The sequence below is a fragment of the Shewanella sp. 10N.7 genome (assembly GCF_020806285.1).
Lineage (GTDB): Bacteria > Pseudomonadota > Gammaproteobacteria > Enterobacterales > Shewanellaceae > Shewanella > Shewanella electrodiphila.
The window spans coordinates 89,440-108,060 of record NZ_JAJGZS010000020.1 but is presented as its reverse complement, the minus strand read 5'-3'; the positions used below and the strand labels follow the sequence as shown (position 1 = coordinate 108,060).

Genomic DNA, 18,621 nt, shown 5'->3' with positions numbered 1-18,621 from the left:
GCGTTAGCATTTTCGAATAAGGCCGAAGCAGTAATCAAACGAAGTCTAAAGCTGGATCAATCCCCGTTGAAAATATGCGCTTTTCAGCATTTTTCGTTGGGGCTGCGGGGTGTTCCAAGAGGGTATTGCAGTTGATACCCTCTTGGTCGGGTGTGGGTGGAAAACCCACGACTTTAATCCAAACGAAGTTTGGAAATATAGAAAGGAAATTTACGGTCTAACTCAGGTGTTAACTAAGCATCACGACTTTGTTTTTAAAGTAGCTAACAAATTTTGAGGCTGGAATGTGTTACACCTAAATCAGCCAAGCGAGCAACACGCCCTAATGACCTTTAGATTGTTTAGGTTCAATATTGCTTTGCAGGTATTGACGACAAAAGTCTGCTTTGGTTAGCGGTGTGGAAAACATAAAGCCTTGTAGGTAATCGCATGATAGCTGTTTAAGCAACAGCTGTTGGGCGTGAGATTCAATTCCTTCCGCAACAACTTGTACGCCGATATTATGGGCCATGGTAATAATTGCTTTTACTAATGCGACACTGCTTTCGTTAGTTGTGATATTGGTTATAAATGAACGATCGATTTTGATGATGTCGATATCAAGCTCTTGCAGATAAGCTAAAGATGAATAACCCACGCCAAAGTCATCAATGGCAACTTTAATTCCGTTGTTATTAAGTAGCTTTAATTGTTGCTTAATAGACGAGTCTGGTGTCATCAAAGTATTTTCTGTTACTTCAATTAAAAAAGCACCATGTGGTAGCTTTGACTTATTACAATCTAATATCCATTGATCGATCCACTTTCCAGAGCGATCTATTTCGGTTGGGGATGTATTTACACTAATTTGTATTACAGTGCCCTGTAATTGATAAAACTCAATTGCATCAGCAATAACTTGCTGACGAACCCAATTACCAATTTCCACTATAAGCCCGCTTTCTTCGGCAACTGGAATAAAGTCGTTAGGTTCAATTAAACCCCATTTAGGATGATTCCAGCGGATTAATGCTTCTACTTTCTTTAATTGGTTGCCGTCAATATTAACAATGGGTTGATAGAATAATTGGAACTGTTCAGACTTAATCGCTTGCCTTAATTCTTCTGTAAGGCGTCTTTTACCCAATGCTTGTTCTTCCATTGAAAAAGAGAAAAACTCGTAACGGTTACGTCCCTTACTTTTGGATAAATACATTGCTTGATCTGCGTGTTTGACCACATCTTCAATGGTCTTGCCTTCGCTAGGGAAGAAGGTTAAACCGATACTACTAGTAATATAAACTTGCTCATTTTTAATGGTAATCGGTTGCACTAAGCTGCTTTTAATGACCTCGGCAATTTCGCTGGCACGACGTTGATCATTAATGCCTTCAACGATTAAGGTAAATTCATCGCCACCTAAACGAGCCACTGTATCATGACCACGAACGCAGTTTTTCAGGCGTTTAGCGACCTGTTGTAACAACAAATCACCGTAATCATGACCAAGGGTGTCATTAATCTCTTTAAACCCGTCTAAATCAATAAATATAAGGGCGAAAATCATTCCTTCCGTATCTATCAATGATTGCAATTTTTCATAGAAATAACGTCTGTTCGGCAGGTCGGTCAAGCCATCTTGATAAGCGAATTGGTGTAATTTCTCATTTGCGCTTTCAAGCTCTTCGGTTCTACTTTTTACCTGGCTTTCTAAGCGCTTATCACGTTGCTCAATGGTTTCAAGCATGTCATTAAAGTGAGCGCTTAACTTGCCAACTTCATCATGAGATAACTCTTTGGCACGCAAACTATAGTCATTGGAGTCAGATACTCGTTCTGCAATAGTCGCTAAATGCAATATTGGGCTTAAAAAACGGCGCCGTAAGATGAGCGACAGTGAAAAACTGATCCCTAGGGCAAATATCAACAATATGATAATGAACTGGCCGTAGAATTTAACGCGAGTAGTGATATAACTTTCATCGGCTAAGATGTGAATTTGACCATACTCTTGTTCATCTAATGTCAGAGGGTTATTAATTTGGGTTACATTTATCGGTGGGTTTAAAATATTGTCTGGCTCACGGGGCGTTTTACTGACAAATGCCAGTACCTTGCCTTGGTTATCAGTAATTGTGACTGACACAATATCGCCGCGAAGTAGAATAGGCTCGATCAGTTCTTGTATTGCGTCTTGATCATCAAATAGAACTGCGGCTGTAATATTAGGAGATAGCATTTTAGCGATGGTTTGTAAGCCATCAACTTGCTCACGTTTTGCTGTGGTAAGTTCGTAGGCGCTGAATACAAAAGTAACGGTGATAATGGATGCAAAAGAGACCCCCATTAAAATCATGAGTAACTTTTTGCTGATGGTGTTCATCGAGAAGAATCTAGTCATGGCATCACCTATCCAGCACGCGACCAAGTCGCAGTACTTTTGAACTCATGGTGATACCAGATTGCTGTAATTGTTGCGGTGATATCTCGAACCTTACTTTACCACTGGCAATGAAAAAACGAATATGACCGCCAGCTTCAATGGTGCCTTTTGATTCGCCGACAATCATAGTGTTGGCTAAAGCTTTGGGGTGAACATTGTGCCAGTTGACCCATTGGATGAATGTTTCAGAGGTAATGAATAACAATTGGCAATGGTTAAATTGTTCTCCCTCAAATTGAATTTGTTTAATCAGAATAGGTTTGTCATCGACACTGCGCTGCTTAAGTGTTGATTGTGCGGTATCGACAAAAGCGGCGTCAGCGCTGCACAAATTAAAATATTCATCCTTGGTGGTATTATCTTGCCAATTTCCGTAGCGGGCGAAGTTATATAGGAAACCTGCTTTGAGTGCGTGTTCTTGCTCAGCCGCATTTGCATTCGGGCTACTGAGTAGCAAGAATGAGAATAGTAAAACCTGTAAAAACGAAGTGATATTGCGCATTAAGTTAATTAGAAGTTCGCCGTTACTTTGAACAATACACTTTCATCAATGTAATTGGGGATAGTGTATGTTTCTTGTCGATTTGCATATTCAAGATGACTACCTGCAAATAAATTTTTTCCAGTGACCGAGACAGCCCAGTCAGGAGTCAGTGCCCAGCTCCATGTTAAATCAAGCAAGGTGTAGTTTTCTGATTGATAAGCATCACTGTTTTCTACTCTTACCGAGGCAAAAATATTATGGTTATCAAATACGTGAATATCTGCTTTGGCAAAAATTTGTCGAGTTGTAGAGTCGCGTCCAATGGCTGGAAAAGTATTCTCAGGAAGATCATAATCGAAGGTGTTATAGCTATAACCTAGCTCAGCGTTAAACATTTCAGCAGGTACCCAAGACAACACAATATCGCCGCCTTGAGTGGTTACATCAGCGGTAGAAACGATATCAAATTGGATGGTTGTTTGAGTTAAGGCTTGTGAAGCCAGTTGTATTTGACCTGCTTGGAAAAGGGCTAGAACAGGTAAAAACTGCTCCATGTTAGGGTCAATATCAATAACAGCAACGTTTTCAGCTTCCGTATGATACACAGATACATCAATATTCCAGGCATCCTGCGATAAACGATAACCTAACTCATAGGATAAAGACGTTTCTGCTTCGACTTGATCATTGCCATTGAGATAGGTTTTTATGTGGTAATCGTCTATTGCCTCAATGCCTGTAGATAATGGCAGGACATCGCTAACTTTCTGACCATTAATGGCATAATTATCATTAAACTCAATAAGTGAGGGGATACGAACACTTTGGGATACTGATGTCCATAGTACTTGATTGTCTTCGGGTTTCCATAGCAACCTTGCTAAAGGCTGATACTCCCAATCAGTTAAGTCATTATGCTCAGCTCTGGTACCAATAACAAAATCAAGCTGTTCTGGAATAAGGGCAAATTGTGCCTGAACAAAGCCGCCGAATTGTTGTAAGTTATCGAAGTCTTTATCACTATGAAGAAATAAACTGTCTTCAAATGAAATCGTGCTATAGCGGTAATTTAATCCCCAATCGAGCTGTAAAGCTTGATAAATAAAGTTCATTTGATAATCAATATCAAAGGATTCAAATTCTTCTTGAAGGTAGGTTTGGGTACCTGATTGATCCAGCCACGATACTTGGATCATTTGATTTGCTGAGTCTGATATTCTATTTTCAAGTCGAGCCATTAATCGTGAGTCAGTGCGCTCTAGCTCACCAGAAAAGGTCACATTTTCATTAGTATCATCCACAACACCGCGATAGTTTTGTCCAAGTGTTGATTCCGTCATATCGCCTTGAATAAAACCAGACCAGTCATCATTGAGAGAAAAATCCAGTCGACCACCTAAGGAGTATTGCTCTGTGGTGTCATTGGGTTCAACAGTTAGGCCTTTTTTAGAAGCATTACCATCTTTCACGTGGCCATAAACACGGTAGCTTCCACTGCTGCCTATATCAGCACCATAGCGAATATTAGCATCAATATTAACTTGGCTACCGCTAGCTGCGTCCACAAACAGGCCGCGAGTATCAATGCTGTTTTTAGTAATAATATTGATCACGCCATTATTGGCATTACTGCTCCATAGTTGTCCACCCTGACCACGGATCACTTCGATGCGCTCAATATCATAAAGAGGCACGTTGAGGGTTTCCCAATATACTGCTGAAAACTGCGGGGTATAAAGACTTTGACCATCAATCATGACCAACATTTTACTGGAGAATCTTGAAGCGACTCCTCTAGCTGATATTGCCCATTGGTTGTTATCAAGTTGGCGAACGACGAGTCCTGGCACCATTTTTAAGGCTTCAGGAACAGAAGATGCACCCGAATGAGTAATGCGTTCTTTAGTGAGAACATAAATGGAACTGGCGGTATCGAAGGCTGATTGAGAACGTTTCATTGCAGAAGTCACTTGGACATCCATTGCCATTAAAGACTCTAAATCTAAATCTTCAAGTGAGTCAACCGCTTGAGCTATAGGAGAAGTAACTAATAGGACCAATAATAAGTTAATGTTTTTTTTCAATGTTTGCTCTCCGACAGTATAAATACGCATTTACTCAATACATCGCGCTTTGCCTTTGTTTTATATACAAGCTCACCATATTGACATTGCTGTTTGCGTTAATTCTTTTTATGCACCCTTGTGACGAAGAAGATAATTGGTTGCTTTATATTACTGTAACGCTATCGACTGTTTATCGAAGGTCTTGAAGTTCGCAAGTTAAGAACAAGAATGATAACCAGTTTTATTTGCTATTAAATGATTGATTAATCTAAAAGTTCTAATCAATAAATAACGTTACACCTGTTACGAGCGGGTTACAAGTAAGTGTATACTAAAGATTGAACTTGTGCGCTTTTTGCTGTTAATCAGCTTTAAAACCCCCTCTTAAATTATTTTTTAATAGTCTGATATTCAGGAAGTGTTGTTCTTTGCTGCTTGAAATATATTCGAGATAAAAACGGGTTAGGTGCAGCGATTGAATTGCTGCCTAGCAATCTAAGCTGCCAACACAGCCCTGAAAGATCAACACGCCCCCCAGTATGTAAGAAATATTTACTTGCTTGATTGGTTACGCCTATCAATCATTTTGAGCTGTGGTGAGGTTACGTGCTTAAATATATTCAAAGAAGTGTCTTATCGTTTTGTTGAGGTAAATGCTGCAGTGCTAGTGCTAGTGCTAGTGCTAGTGCTAGTGCTAGTGCTAGTGCTAGTTTTAGGTGATTTCATATGCATTGCCTTGTGAATTCAAGCTTAAACCCATAGTGGATATATAAATTCATTTAAAGTGATAACAAAGGGCATTCGTGTGAGAGAAATTAGAGCTTGCTCTAACTTTTTAATATTAATTAACAGGATTAAATGTTTGTATCAGCGGGCTAGAATTAACTGTTTTGCAAGAAATTTCTGTTAACAATGGCTGGCTTTTATTTTGTACCAAAACTCACCAAGTGACTCAATTCGCTGGGTAAAACCTGAATACTAGCGTAAGCCGCTCCTTTTTATCCTTTAATTGAAATATCGCATGGCAGAGGTGTTTACACCCCATCAACATCTCGCCTGCAGTAGTGCTTTGAGGCTGGCAACCCCTACTTTGGTATAATAGGCAGTTGCTTGACCAATGACACTAAGTGAATGACACTCAATGCTATTCAAATACCCTACCAAGTATGGATGACTATAAAAAATGTTAATTTTCTTTATTTGTATTGCGTTGTTAATCCTCGCTTACAAGTTCTACAGTCCTTTCGTAGAGCGTCAAGCAGGCATTGACCCAAACGCAAAAACACCACAAAAACGTTTTGAGGACGGTGTCGATTATGTCGAAGTTCATCCAGTTAAAGCGTATCTGATTCAATTCCTTAATGTTGCAGGTGTCGGTCCAATTTTTGGTCCAATTCTTGGTGCGTTATATGGCCCAATCGCATTAGTATGGATTGTGCTTGGTAATATTATTGGCGGTGCTGTTCACGATTACTTCTCTGGTGTGCTAAGTATCAAAGAAGATGGTAAAAGTTTGCCTGAAATCGCAGGTCACTATTTTAATATCTACTTTAAAGGCGTGATGCTGATTTTCACTGCGATGTTACTATTTTTCGTCGGTGTTGTTTTCATTATGAGTCCAGCAGGTCTTCTGAGTAATCTTGAATACTTTGAAGGGACCATTTTTGCTAATAACGTATTTTGGGTTGTATTAATCCTAGCTTACTACTTCTTAGCAACGTTATTGCCTATCGATAAAATCATTACCAAGCTTTATCCTATTTTTGGTTTATTGATGATTGTGATGACAACCTCTATCGCAGTTGCTTTATTAATTAGTGCGCCACAGTTACCAGAAGTTGGCGATATATTTGCTTACTTCGACCACAGCCATTACAACAATGATTTATTAGCGCCAAACCCTGATGGGCTACCTGTTTGGCCATTATTGTTTGTAACTATTACCTGTGGTGCAATTAGTGGTTTTCATTCTACTCAGGCGCCAATTATGGCGCGTTGTTTGACGAACGAGAAATACGTGCGCCCTGTGTACTACGGTGCAATGATGTCTGAAGGTATTGTGGCATGTGTATGGGCACTAGCGGGTATTGCTGCTTTCCCTGGTGGTTATGTTGAGCTGAAAAGTATTCTTGATGCTGGTGGTCCAGGCTTGGTCGTTAACCAAGTTGCCAGTACTTACCTAGGTGTTGCGGGTGGCATTATGGCGATTATCGCCGTAGCTATTTTCCCTATTACGTCAGGTGATACCGCTTTCCGTTCACTGCGTCTAACAATTATCGATGCGTTTAATATTCCTCAAAGCATGCGTAACCGTCTATTAGTTGCGATTCCAATTTTAATCATTGCTTACTTTATGACTAAAATTGATTTCTCTTTGATTTGGCGCTATTTCGCTTTCTCAAACATGCTGCTTTCAACCAGTGTTTTATGGTTAGCCACTAAGTACTTATTTGACCGTGGTACTTTCCATTGGATTGTAAGTTTGCCGGCGATTATTGGTACCTGTGTCACTGTGTCTTACATTATGACAGCAGGTATTGGTTTAGGCTTGCCTCAGTCGTTAAGTCAGCCTGTTGGTATCGCAACCGGTATTGTCTGCTTAATTGGGCTTATCATCGCCCATAACAAGCGAAAAGCTGTGACTCAATAAGCGTTAGCTATAATCAAAAAGGACTGCATTGGCAGTCCTTTTTTGTTGCTGATATTTACAACAAATAAAATCGAGATAAGAATGAACCGTTAGTCGCAATCAGCTGCAGTAAATCAGCTGCAGTTAGTTGTGAATCAATAAAAAGCGATTGAATCACTGATGAGTTAGAGATTAAGCAATACTCTTTAACGAGTGATTGCGCAGTCTGGGAATTGATTCGGCTTTTAGGGAACAACTTGGCGGACAAATGGGCTTGAACGGCAAAGGCCAGCAACTTACTACATTCTTGCCTATAAAGGATAATAATTTAAATTTAAGCATTGAGCATTGAGCATTGAGCATTGATTAAAGAGGCAGGGTGAGGTTGTCACCCATGTATCATGACTTAGACGGTGAGCAGACGCCTGTGCCTGTCAACGCAATATGATTTAAATTGTTCTTAATCACCTTATTGCCGACGTCATAGGAAGATTCAGGGCGGCTAATTAAATAACCTTGGACGCAGTGAATACCAAGGTTTTTGATCAATTCAAACTGCGAGGCAACTTCAACCCCTTCAGCCACGACTTTGAGGTTTAATGTTTTTCCTAAGCCGCTGATTGAATTTAATATCTTTTCGTACTTAGGGTTAATTGTGGCTTGGTCGATAAACAACTTATCAATTTTAATCACATCCACAGGTAAGTTAGCAAGGGTGGATAATGAGCTGAAACCCGTACCAAAATCATCAATGGCAATTAATACCCCTTCTTTACGTAGATTTTCCAAATCTTGAATAATCTTTTCGGAAGCATGGAAAAGGCAAGACTCAGTTATCTCAAGTAATAAGGCACTTGGTGGTAAACCTGTTTTAGTTAAGGTGTCCATAACCCAGTCATAAATAGGTAAGTACTTTAATTGTACGCCAGAGATATTGACTGACATTCTGACTTTGTTCATTCCTGCGTTATGCCAAGCTGACATTTGGCGACAGGCTTCAAATAGTATCCAATTTCCTAGTTCAATGATGAGGTTTGAGTCTTCGGCAATAGGAATAAATTCAGCGGGTGAAATAGGGCCTTCCACCGGGTGGTTCCAGCGTACCAGCGATTCGAAGTAATCAATGCTGCAATCGTCAACATTTACGATAGGTTGAAAAGACAAAGTGAAGTTTTGACTGGCTATTGCTAAGCGAATCTCTTCGAGCAGGTAATGATAACGGCGAATTTTACTGCCCATTTCAGGCGAGTAAACTCTGAAAATACCGCGGCCATCAGTCTTAGCACGGTACATTGCAACGTCGGCCATTTGTAATAATGCATTCGGATTTGAAGCGCTGTCTGGGTAGGTTGCAATACCAATACTGGCACCAATTTTAATCACTTTATTGCCAAGTACGAAATCGCGTTCAATTTCTTGTAAGACGTTTTTAGACACCTCTACGGCTCGCAAGTTATCTTCGATGTTGTCGATAAAAATAGAAAACTCATCACCACCCAAGCGAGATAAATTAAGTTCTAGGGCAAATGATTCGCTCAGTTTACTGAGTCCATTGTTACGCACAACGGTAGTGAGTCGTTCAGCCACCTGAATCAGTATTTCATCACCAAAACTATGTCCGAAAGAGTCATTAACTTGTTTGAAGCCATCTAAATCGATGAAGAGTAAGGCTTGTTTGCAACCTGTCTGTTCAGCTTTTTGCAGTTGCGATTCAAGGTGTTCTAAATAGGCATGACGATCAATCAGACCTGTCAGTTTATCTTGGTAAATGCTTAATTGAGTTTGAATGTTATGTTCTTTTACGTGCTTATTGAGCTCATTAAGGGCGATGCTGATCTGGGAGAGTGTATTAGCTTGCTTACCTTGAGGTAAATCGATATTAAAATTAGCGAGTAACTTATCGGTTTCACTACGAATAAAATCTAATGAAGCGCTATTCTTTTTTTGAGATTTTGATCTTATATAAAAAGGGATTGCGTAGGCGAGTAGCACCATGAGTAAAAGTGGGATATTACTGAACATGATCATTTCACTGAACACATCTTTTATTTTTATCACACTGAGGCTTGATTCAGCCCTATTTAATACAGCGAAATAATATTGCTCAGATTTTACAATATCGTTTTCAAGAAAAAGAAACTTTTCCCAGCTGGCATTGACGTTGACGACATCAGAATTATTTACATCGATTATTTTATGATGAAAGTTATTGCTATGAATAGCCTGTAAGCCCTGATTAAAACTAATTACAACTAACACGTACAACATCAAAAAGAAGCTGACAAAGGTAAAAATTAGTTTTGAAATTTTGGTCATAAAATATCTTAATGCATCGCTGTGATGTTACAACTAGGTTTAAACCTTGTTTCACCTGGTGCGAAATTATAAATCTAAATATCTACGAATACAATAATGGTAATATTAGTCATAAATATAAAGTCTAATAAATATAGATGGTTAAGTTATTTGTGTTACACCGTTGATACAACCTGATACATAACTTCATAACATATGTGCTGTTGTAATAGAGATTATTTGTTTTTACAAACCGAACTTAGTTACGCAAGGAACACTTAGTGAATGTTGAATTAATGTTGTATTTTAAGTTGTTCGCAGTGTAAATAGTTTTAAACTTGAAGTATGTTATTTAAGTTACAGTTTATACTTTTATCATTTTAGTTTTAAATAAGTGTTGGGTGTAGCGTTTTTCTAATAGAGTTCATGATTAAATGTATGACTCAAACTAAGAAAGTTGAAAAGGGCATTTCTCAACCATGTTGTCAAAAACAGGTCATATAGTAGGAAGTTTGAACAGCAATAAAGAGCAATTGGCATTCCTAAGGCTACTCAACCTGCTATTAAAACTCGGGTTGATTTTATTTGGTATAGAGTTATTCGATTTAACTCGTCCGCCCAATGAACTGAGTTATGTCTTGTTCCTTGAAGCTGTGTATGTGGCTTTTTGTTATCGCTATCGGTTTCAATGTATTAATACCCCATCTATTTTATTAATAACACTGATCGTTGATATTCTGTTTTGGTCTACTTGGCTTTTTTACACCGGTGGGGCAACTAACGCCTTTGTATCACTGCTGTTATTACCTGTCGCTATTGGTGCGGTAACACTTCCACGCTGGGCGCCGTGGATACTGACCTTTCTTTCGACCAGTTTATACACATTGATGATGTTGACTATGCCAGAAAATCGGATTCGTCATCATGGCATGGATATGAGTTCACACTACCTTGGTATGTGGTTTAACTTTGTTATTTCGGCCTTGGTACTCACGATTACGGTTGGTTATATTGCAAAGCGGGTGAGACAAAAAAATGCCCAACTAAGCTATTTACGTGAAGCGCAATTACGTCAAGAAAAACTGTTAGCTTTAGGCACCGTCTCTGCGCAAATGGCACACCAAATGGCGACGCCTTTATCCACCTTAAGGTTGCTAGTTGATGAACTTGTTGAAGATGGCACAGCAAAAGACATCGAGCCTGAAATGCAACAAGCTTTAACTCGATGCGAAACCACTTTAGCCGATTTAAGATTGGCCACCGAATCCATTCGTCAGCAAAAAGCTTACCCTCAAAAAGTCGATAAACTAGTGAGTAACTTACATGAGCAAGTGCAATTACTTATGCCTGAAACTGAGCTCACCATTGAAATCGATACTTTAGCTGCTTATCCCGCAGTGAATGCTGATACCAGCTTGTTGCCAGCGTTACTGGCCTTAATTGAAAATGGCGCGAGAGCCAGTTTAGAAAACATCCAAAAAGCGCAGGTGACTTTATCAGTGACTTCAGGTGATTCTGGACAATTATGTTTCAATATTCGTGATTTTGGCAAAGGCATGAATGCAAAAGAGTTGTCTGAACTGGGTAATAATGTGGTTACTAATCCAAAAGGCATGGGCATAGGTGTATTACTTAGTCATGCAAGTTTTGAACGTTTAGGTGGTCAATTAAGTTTGTCACGCCATAACCAAGGAGGCACTATCGCATCTGTGATGTTGCCAGCAAATTATGATGAATAAATTGTTAATCATTGAAGATGACTTAGCGCTGTCAGCAGCGTTAGCAAGGCGATTGACTAAGCAAGGGTTTGAATGCGCGCAGTGTAATGATGCTAGTGAAGGCTTATTAATGGCCAGACAGTTTAATCCTAGTCATATTTTATTGGATATGAAGATTGCTGAGCAAAATGGCCTTACGTTGATTAAGCCATTGAGGGGGTTATTGCCCAAGGTTAAGTTGGTACTGCTGACTGGTTATGCCAGCATCGCAACCGCAGTAGAGGCGATAAGGCTCGGTGCAGATAACTATTTAGCTAAACCTGTGGATACGCAAACCTTACTAAATGCATTGAATGTTGAACTTGAGGATGATGGACAAACTCAAGCTGATTTTACCGAGCAACCTATTAGTCCTAAAAGGTTAGAGTGGGAGCATATACAGCAGGTGCTCGCCAGTAATAATGGCAATGTGTCAGAAACCGCGAGGTTATTAGGTATGCACCGTCGCACGCTGCAACGTAAGTTACTTAAAAAACCGATAGCAGATAATCGTCCAGCCTAACTCGCGCCAAAACTCATATCTACGCTCTCATCCAACATTAAAGCCTCATTCAATGAGGCCTTAATGTTCATGATACCTTGAGTTAGTAGGAGCCTAACCTTAAGCTAATAACCCTAAGCTAATAACCCTAAGCTAATAACCCTAAGTTAATAAAACTGTGCTAATAACCCTAAGTTAATAACACTAAGCTAATTACACAGTGCTAATAACACTGTGCTTAAAAACGATACTCGCCCGTTACCCAAGCTTGTAGCCCGACACCAGGCATACGCTCGCCTGGCATTAAATCGCCTCCCATAACACGGTTATATCCCGCTAAGTGATCCTCATATTCAGTATCAAATAGATTATCTACACCCGCTTGAAGCCCCCAAGTATCAGCGTCATAGCCCACCGAAGCATTGAGCAAGCCATAGCCTGATGTCGTTTGCTCTAACTGGGTGCTTGAGACATTGTTTTGTGCACTGAATCCCACAGCTTCCATGCGTGCACGCCAGCCATTGTGCTGATAATTTATGCCTAGCAATATTTTAGGTGGCGCAATACGGTAGAGATTATCATCAATGTCTTTACGTTCGCCGCTGATGTAGTTCGCTAACATATCAAAAGAAAATTCATCATTGAGTTGATAATTGGCGTTGATATCTATGCCCATTAGGGCTGCATCAACGTTGGCAAATTGCATTGGGTTACTGTCGCCCATCATTGCCGCAGCCATAATCACCGCAGGATCAGTGGAAGGAATGCCTTGAATGTAATCATCAATTTGATGATAGAAAACCCGTGGACTAATCGTGAGTTTATCTGCGTGATAATCAGCACCAAGTTCAAACTGATAAGCGGTTTCTAATGCTAATGACACATCACCGACATAAGTGCGCCCATCAGCTAAACCACCCGTTGACTGCATGGGGACCCACAAATAGCGTTGCTGATAACTGGCAGGTGACTGCTTATGTGCAAAACCCATAATCCAACTAAGCTCAGGACTCACTTTATAACGGCCATTAATTACTGCATCAATGCCGGTTTCTGAATGCGCGCGATCGGCGTTATTAAACCTTTGCATCAACACATTAACTGCAGGCATTATCATCGCCATAGAGTGACTGACTTGCTCTGCATCGGATTGGTAATATTTAACCCGAGCTCCAAGCTCCCAATGCCAAGCATTAAAGGCCTGCTGCCACTGCACAAAGGCGCTATATTTATCATCACTGACGCCAGAAAAATTATCGACTAAAAACATTGGATTTTCAGGATTGGTAATCACAGAGTCATGTTCACTTAACTGGCTGTCTACTCCCCATTGCCATTGCTCGTTACTTATTGAAAAGTGGGCATCATAACTAGTGCTATCAGCGTTGTTGTAACGTGCGCCCATAGATGGCATTAAATTGCGTTCAGAAAAGTTATCCATACCATGACGGGCGTCGCTGTACGCCAGATGCCAGTTAATTTCCCAATCATTGAGTGTGTGTATACCATCGAATTGAACTCTATCAGTACGAATGAAATCAATGTCCATTGGTAATGCGGGTGTGCCTGCATCTGTGGTTTCACTATGCAGATAGTTAATGCCTATGGATTCATTTTGACGGGTATTATCTGCAAGGTTAAATCGATATTGACCGCCAAAAACTTGTTTGTCATAAGTGGTGGGTGAAATTTCATTGCCATTACCGGTTTCGCTATTGTCATTGCCGTGCATATCATCTGCAAAGACGAGAATACCGTGACTATCATTAGCGAGATTAGCTTTACCGCTAATGGCTGTGCGAGCACCATTGGTTTGATATTGGCCTGCTAGTTCCGCTGAGTTTTGCTCAAATTGAACCTGAGTTTGAATCACGTTTACACTGCCACCTAATGTATCAATACCCGATGATACAGGTGCAATACCACGATAAAGCTCAACTCGCTCAGTCATGCTAATACTGGCATAACTTAGCGGTGTATCCATGGCATTAGGCCCTGCGCTAGCAAGACTGGCACCATCAATTTTACTATTAACACGATCGCCAGACAGGCCACGATATTGAACCATACCGGTTAAAGGCCCATTAGCATTCACTGCAGCTCCTGGTAATGCGTTAACCGCTTGCGCAATATCAACAGTTGGCGAGATATCTTTGGGGTTAACAAGCATGATAGGCGTGGCCACTGAACCGCTGATGTTAATCACTTCAATGATCTCATCAGCTTGAGCGTGACAGTGGAAGAGGGTACTTAGCGCGGCAACAGGTAAAGCAGATAACAAAGAGTACACAGATAAATTTAGCTTCATATTATGTTTTTATTGAAGAATCGTATGTTAATGCTCTGTGTTATTTAGTGGTGACACAATTAGAATGTCCTAAACTGCGACAAGATGTCGCAGGGCCATTCAGCTTTATTCCATTTTAATGTAACCAACAGAAGTTTGGGTCAGTGCATTAATTAGCTCATTACTTTTTCATAATAAAAATGTTGTTGTCATTTTGGGTTTGCATATATTGCTCAATAATGGCCCTCGCTCGAAGAAATACAGGCCCAAGATGTAATCTTCGACTCGCTAAACAGTCAATTGTATTAATCCAACCATTGGGCTCGTATTCAACATCTAACTTGACGAGTTTGCCTTCCTCTATGGCTGGTGTAACCATTTCCTCAGGTAGAATCGACCAACCGACTCCTTGTTGAGTCAGTTCATTCATAAGATAATGACTATTGGCATGCCATCGCTGTGAGCTAATCCCATAACTAAACCACAGCTCTTGCCCTGTGTTGGCGCGAAGTACGACCTGCCTGTGCTGACGTAAATCAATGTCTTTAATACGGCGCATTTGGGTTAAAGGGTGACTCGGGGCAGCAAGTGTAATGAATCGAGTGTAACCAATGGTGCTGAAATCAACTTGATCTTGGATTTTCCCGTCTGCATAAACTATTCCCATATGAGCACTACCGTTACTGACGAGCTGGCCAATATCCAGTGTTGATTCTGCGATGATCTCGATATTAGTAATCGGGAACTCATCAGCCAATTTAGCTAATTGGCTCAGTAATGCAGGGCTGATTAAGCTTTCTTCGATAGCAATGATCAATTCGTGTTCATGTTGTAATTCCAAAGAGGCTATCTTTTGATCAAAATGCAGTTGTTGCAGCATGAGGGCTTTCACTGCTGGGAGTAAAGCTTCACCTTCTTTGGTCAGTGATGGCGTATTACCACTACGATCAAATAAGGTTTGATTAATACTCACTTCTAAATTGGAAATTGCTTGGCTAATGCCTGATTGCGCTCGCTGCAGTTTCCTTGCCGCTGCAGAGAAAGAACCGGTATCGCAAACAGTAATGAATATTTTTAGTTGCTCTAAGCTGTACATTCAATTATCGCCTTATTGTGTAGCATCGCTTCGGATCAGTCATATTAAGCTATCACTTTTAGTGATGGCTGTTAATTTTTGTTAGGTGAATATGCAGGTCATAATCCAACTCGATTTAATTCAGAATCCTATGTGTAAAGTAAGATGAGGTTGTTATGTCTACAGTAGAGCGCATATTTCATGCTGTGTTGTTTGAGTTTCTTGCCATTATTGGTTCAGTTATTGGTTTGATGATATTTACTGATTATGCGTTAGCCTCCCTTTCAGGAACTATGATAGCTATTGCGACAATAGCCATGGGATGGAATTTCATCTTTAATATTATTTTCGATAAGTTTTACACCGAACCTCGAGAGCAAAGAACTGTCATTCAGCGAATGATTTATATTGGTTTTTTCGAAGCAGGCTTATTAATGCTCACTATCCCCGTAATGGCTTATATTTTAGGGATTTCATTGATAGAGGCATTCTGGCTAGATATCAGTGTGACAGTTTTCATCACTATTTACGCCTATGTCTATAACTATGCATACGATCATATTCGTGTTCGTGTCATGCTTAATCGCAACAAGGTAGCGCTTGATACTCAATAATATCGAGCGCCTACGTAATATTTAGTCAATCAAAGCTGTGCTTGTTTATGTCATTAATCTGTCTCATTTGTGGGTTAGATTTATATCCTGGCCTAATCATGATTTGTTAGAAATGGACGAGGTGAATGGCAAAGTTTTCCTTCGAGCACAGTTTTGAAATTGATACTCTCAAAAGATTGATTGCTCAGTATCAAGGTCTATTTCGGCACCAGTCATTATTGGATTTACATTATCGCGGTGAACCATTATCTGTCACAGCTATTGAACTTGGTAAGCAAGATGCACCTTGCCCCACGGTGTTGTTTGTCGGTGGTGTACATGGGGTTGAGCGCATTGGTGCTCAAGTCGTATTAGCTTTTTTAGGCAGTTTGTTGAATCGTCTTTCTTGGGACAGCCATTTACAAGCATTACTAAAAGAAGTGCGTTTAGCATTTGTCCCCGTCGCAAATCCTGTGGGCTTTTTACAAGGCTCACGCAGCAATGGTAATTATGTTGACTTAATGCGTAATGCCCCTATTGATGCAGAAGAAAAAGTGACCTTTTTAGTGGGGGGGCATCGGCTCACTAACAAGTTGCCATGGTATCGGGGCAAGAAGGGGATGGAAGCTGAAACACAAGTTCTGGTGGATTATGTTCACCAATTGCAAGACTCAAGTACCAGTGTTATTGCCTTAGATGCTCATTCAGGTTTTGGTTTGTCAGACCATATTTGGTTTCCGTATGCCCATACGCGTAAACCCTTTGAAGCAATGGGCTATATTTATCACTTAAAGCAATTATTTGATCGCGGTTACCCACATCATGGTCATTACAAACTGGCCCCTCAAAGTCATTTTTATCAAACTCATGGTGATATTTGGGACTATCTTGCTCAAACAAACCCCAGTAATAACCCCTTTATTCCATTAACGCTTGAGATGGGCTCTTGGGCATGGGTAAAGAAGAACCCTCGGCAAATTTTTAATTTCTCTGGTTATTTTAATCCGCAAAAAACACATCGACACCATCGAATATTACGCCGACACGTGGTATTAATGCAGTTCTTAATTGAAGCGGCTTACGCTAATGTGCTTGAAAACATTAACCAAGCACAATTTGAGCGTTTACAAAATGACGCTGAGCGATACTGGGCTAAAAAGCCTTAAGCATCTTGATAGCAACAGCTTAATTCACAGGCGTAGAAAGGAGTATTCTGATGGCAACTTGGGTGTTATTACGTGGATTAATGCGAGATAGTCGTCATTGGTATGGTTTTGACGCTCAGCTGCGTGATGAAGGAATAGACGTATTAACCCCTGATGCAACTGGCAATGGGACTTTAGCTTCGAAGCCAAGTCATTTAACGATTGGTAATTACAGCGATGACATTTGGCAGCAAATTGATAAAGGGCTTAACGATAATCCAGAGTTTAGCCGAGAGTTAGTGATCATTGGCGTGTCGATGGGTGGCATGATTGCTCTAGAGATGGCCAGACAACGCCATAAACAAGTACGTCATGTGGTTTTGATTAACTCCAGTGCTGGTAACTTGTCACCTTGGTATCAGCGTTTTCAACTAAGACCACTAATCAGTTCTATTTGGCATCGACATAAAGCAGCAAATCTAAGCTTTATTGAGTCTTGTGTTCTCAATTACACCACTGTAACAAAAGCCCATGACGAAAGTGTTATTAGCGATTGGGGCAAAATGCGCAGTCAACTGCACACCAGTATAATCAATGGTGCGAGACAAATTTACGCCGCCGCACGTTATCAATGCACTTGGTTTGGTCATTGCCGTGTGAGCGTTATTGGAGCTAATCAAGACAAATTGGCGAACCCTAAATGCAGTAAAGCATTAGCGGAGTTTTATCATACCCCGTTACTGCAAGTGGAACAGTGCGGTCATGACGCTACACTTGACCACCCAGATCAAATAAGACAATTGATTCAAGAGACGATTTCTGAATCTGTATCATAGGTTTTGTTATCCAACATAATGCATATTCGCTTATCAACTCAATCATGCACTGGTCATGTGGGCTAGATAACGTTAAATTAATTTAGATTAGTTATAATCGAGTTTAATCAATGACGGGTGGAAGATGTTGTGCTGACACAAATTTTAGTGACGCTTTTAGTAATAGCCGGTGCTTTTGCGTATTTACGCAGTGGAAGAAGCAGTAAAGTGGCTCGCAGTGAGAAATACATTGCAGCTGATGCTTCACCATTTTTTAGCCGTATTGTTATTTACGCCATGATTGCAGTGTCAATGCTAGCGTCTGCAAGTTACTGGGGCTGGACTTGGTATGATGATAATACCGTTGTTGAGGTCACTATATCTTCTCCAATCGAAGCCATGTCGGCAAGCTACCAAGTACGTAAAAAAGACATTGAAGCCCAGCGAATTACCACTGTTGATGGTATTCAAATTCGTTTATCGAATCAGGAGCGAGTAACCGTTAAAGTCGCTGAAACTCAGTAAGCGATTTAACTTGGTTTACTTAGCTG

The 18,621-nt window shown here is 40.3% G+C and carries 13 protein-coding genes; 7 read left to right on the top strand and 6 right to left on the bottom strand.

Translation table 11 applies throughout. From position 1 onward, the window contains the following. Nucleotides 1-322 precede the first annotated feature (322 nt). Genes LMH66_RS13810 through LMH66_RS13800 form a run of 3 tightly spaced genes read right to left on the bottom strand, consistent with a single transcriptional unit; the run spans nt 323 to nt 4,990 of the window. Nucleotides 323-2,380, bottom strand: a complete 2,058-nt coding sequence (locus LMH66_RS13810) for an EAL domain-containing protein (protein WP_229370692.1) — start codon at nt 2,378-2,380, stop codon at nt 323-325. A 4-nt stretch (nt 2,381-2,384) separates the two neighbouring features. Beyond that, the gene (locus tag LMH66_RS13805) at nt 2,385-2,924 is read right to left on the bottom strand and encodes a YfiR family protein (protein WP_102528135.1); all 540 of its coding nucleotides are present in this window, start codon (nt 2,922-2,924) and stop codon (nt 2,385-2,387) included. Nucleotides 2,925-2,932: 8 nt separating this feature from the next. Continuing rightward, nucleotides 2,933-4,990, bottom strand: a complete 2,058-nt coding sequence (locus LMH66_RS13800; RefSeq protein ID WP_371996581.1) for a TonB-dependent receptor plug domain-containing protein — start codon at nt 4,988-4,990, stop codon at nt 2,933-2,935. Between the two features lie 1,165 nt (nt 4,991-6,155). On the opposite strand from LMH66_RS13800, the gene LMH66_RS13795 reads away from it, so the two are divergent. Continuing rightward, complete coding sequence (locus LMH66_RS13795) at nt 6,156-7,622, top strand: carbon starvation protein A (RefSeq protein ID WP_229370688.1); 1,467 nt, start codon at nt 6,156-6,158, stop codon at nt 7,620-7,622. Nucleotides 7,623-8,000: 378 nt separating this feature from the next. Here LMH66_RS13795 and LMH66_RS13790 read toward each other — a convergent pair whose 3' ends face one another. Next, nucleotides 8,001-9,917 (bottom strand): putative bifunctional diguanylate cyclase/phosphodiesterase, encoded by a 1,917-nt coding sequence (locus LMH66_RS13790; protein WP_229370687.1) that lies wholly within the window; start codon nt 9,915-9,917, stop codon nt 8,001-8,003. A gap of 458 nt (nt 9,918-10,375) precedes the next feature. Between LMH66_RS13790 and LMH66_RS13785 the strand changes: the two genes are divergently transcribed. Both LMH66_RS13785 and LMH66_RS13780 read left to right on the top strand, forming a co-directional pair. Then, complete coding sequence (locus LMH66_RS13785) at nt 10,376-11,635, top strand: sensor histidine kinase (protein ID WP_229370686.1); 1,260 nt, start codon at nt 10,376-10,378, stop codon at nt 11,633-11,635. Beyond that, nucleotides 11,628-12,176 (top strand): response regulator transcription factor, encoded by a 549-nt coding sequence (locus tag LMH66_RS13780; RefSeq protein ID WP_229370685.1) that lies wholly within the window; start codon nt 11,628-11,630, stop codon nt 12,174-12,176. The genes LMH66_RS13785 and LMH66_RS13780 overlap by 8 nt, the downstream gene beginning before the upstream one ends. Before the next feature lie 217 nt (nt 12,177-12,393). On the opposite strand, the gene LMH66_RS13775 is transcribed toward LMH66_RS13780, so the two are convergent. Further along, the gene (locus LMH66_RS13775; RefSeq protein ID WP_229370684.1) at nt 12,394-14,463 is read right to left on the bottom strand and encodes a TonB-dependent receptor; all 2,070 of its coding nucleotides are present in this window, start codon (nt 14,461-14,463) and stop codon (nt 12,394-12,396) included. 160 nt (nt 14,464-14,623) lie between these two features. Next, nucleotides 14,624-15,538, bottom strand: coding sequence for a LysR family transcriptional regulator (locus LMH66_RS13770; protein ID WP_102528128.1), 915 nt, complete (start codon nt 15,536-15,538; stop codon nt 14,624-14,626). A 155-nt stretch (nt 15,539-15,693) separates the two neighbouring features. Between LMH66_RS13770 and LMH66_RS13765 the strand changes: the two genes are divergently transcribed. From LMH66_RS13765 to LMH66_RS13750, 4 genes are all read left to right on the top strand, one after another. Then, nucleotides 15,694-16,131: a PACE efflux transporter gene (locus LMH66_RS13765; protein ID WP_229370682.1), complete on the top strand. Its 438-nt coding sequence runs from the start codon at nt 15,694-15,696 to the stop codon at nt 16,129-16,131. 125 nt (nt 16,132-16,256) lie between these two features. After that, entirely contained in the window at nt 16,257-17,276 is a 1,020-nt protein-coding gene (locus LMH66_RS13760; RefSeq protein ID WP_229370680.1) for a M14 family zinc carboxypeptidase, read from the top strand. Between the two features lie 50 nt (nt 17,277-17,326). Next, the gene (locus LMH66_RS13755; RefSeq protein ID WP_229370679.1) at nt 17,327-18,091 is read left to right on the top strand and encodes an alpha/beta fold hydrolase; all 765 of its coding nucleotides are present in this window, start codon (nt 17,327-17,329) and stop codon (nt 18,089-18,091) included. 129 nt (nt 18,092-18,220) lie between these two features. Next, the gene (locus LMH66_RS13750; RefSeq protein ID WP_229370678.1) at nt 18,221-18,595 is read left to right on the top strand and encodes a hypothetical protein; all 375 of its coding nucleotides are present in this window, start codon (nt 18,221-18,223) and stop codon (nt 18,593-18,595) included. Nucleotides 18,596-18,621: the final 26 nt, after the last annotated feature.

Coding starts and splice junctions, on each gene's coding strand:
- LMH66_RS13810 (WP_229370692.1), bottom strand. CDS start 2,380: ATGACTAGATTCTTCTCGATGAACACCATCAGCAAAAAGTTACTCATG.
- LMH66_RS13805 (WP_102528135.1), bottom strand. CDS start 2,924: ATGCGCAATATCACTTCGTTTTTACAGGTTTTACTATTCTCATTCTTG.
- LMH66_RS13795 (WP_229370688.1), top strand. CDS start 6,156: ATGTTAATTTTCTTTATTTGTATTGCGTTGTTAATCCTCGCTTACAAG.
- LMH66_RS13790 (WP_229370687.1), bottom strand. CDS start 9,917: ATGACCAAAATTTCAAAACTAATTTTTACCTTTGTCAGCTTCTTTTTG.
- LMH66_RS13785 (WP_229370686.1), top strand. CDS start 10,376: ATGTTGTCAAAAACAGGTCATATAGTAGGAAGTTTGAACAGCAATAAA.
- LMH66_RS13780 (WP_229370685.1), top strand. CDS start 11,628: ATGAATAAATTGTTAATCATTGAAGATGACTTAGCGCTGTCAGCAGCG.
- LMH66_RS13775 (WP_229370684.1), bottom strand. CDS start 14,463: ATGAAGCTAAATTTATCTGTGTACTCTTTGTTATCTGCTTTACCTGTT.
- LMH66_RS13770 (WP_102528128.1), bottom strand. CDS start 15,538: ATGTACAGCTTAGAGCAACTAAAAATATTCATTACTGTTTGCGATACC.
- LMH66_RS13765 (WP_229370682.1), top strand. CDS start 15,694: ATGTCTACAGTAGAGCGCATATTTCATGCTGTGTTGTTTGAGTTTCTT.
- LMH66_RS13760 (WP_229370680.1), top strand. CDS start 16,257: ATGGCAAAGTTTTCCTTCGAGCACAGTTTTGAAATTGATACTCTCAAA.
- LMH66_RS13755 (WP_229370679.1), top strand. CDS start 17,327: ATGGCAACTTGGGTGTTATTACGTGGATTAATGCGAGATAGTCGTCAT.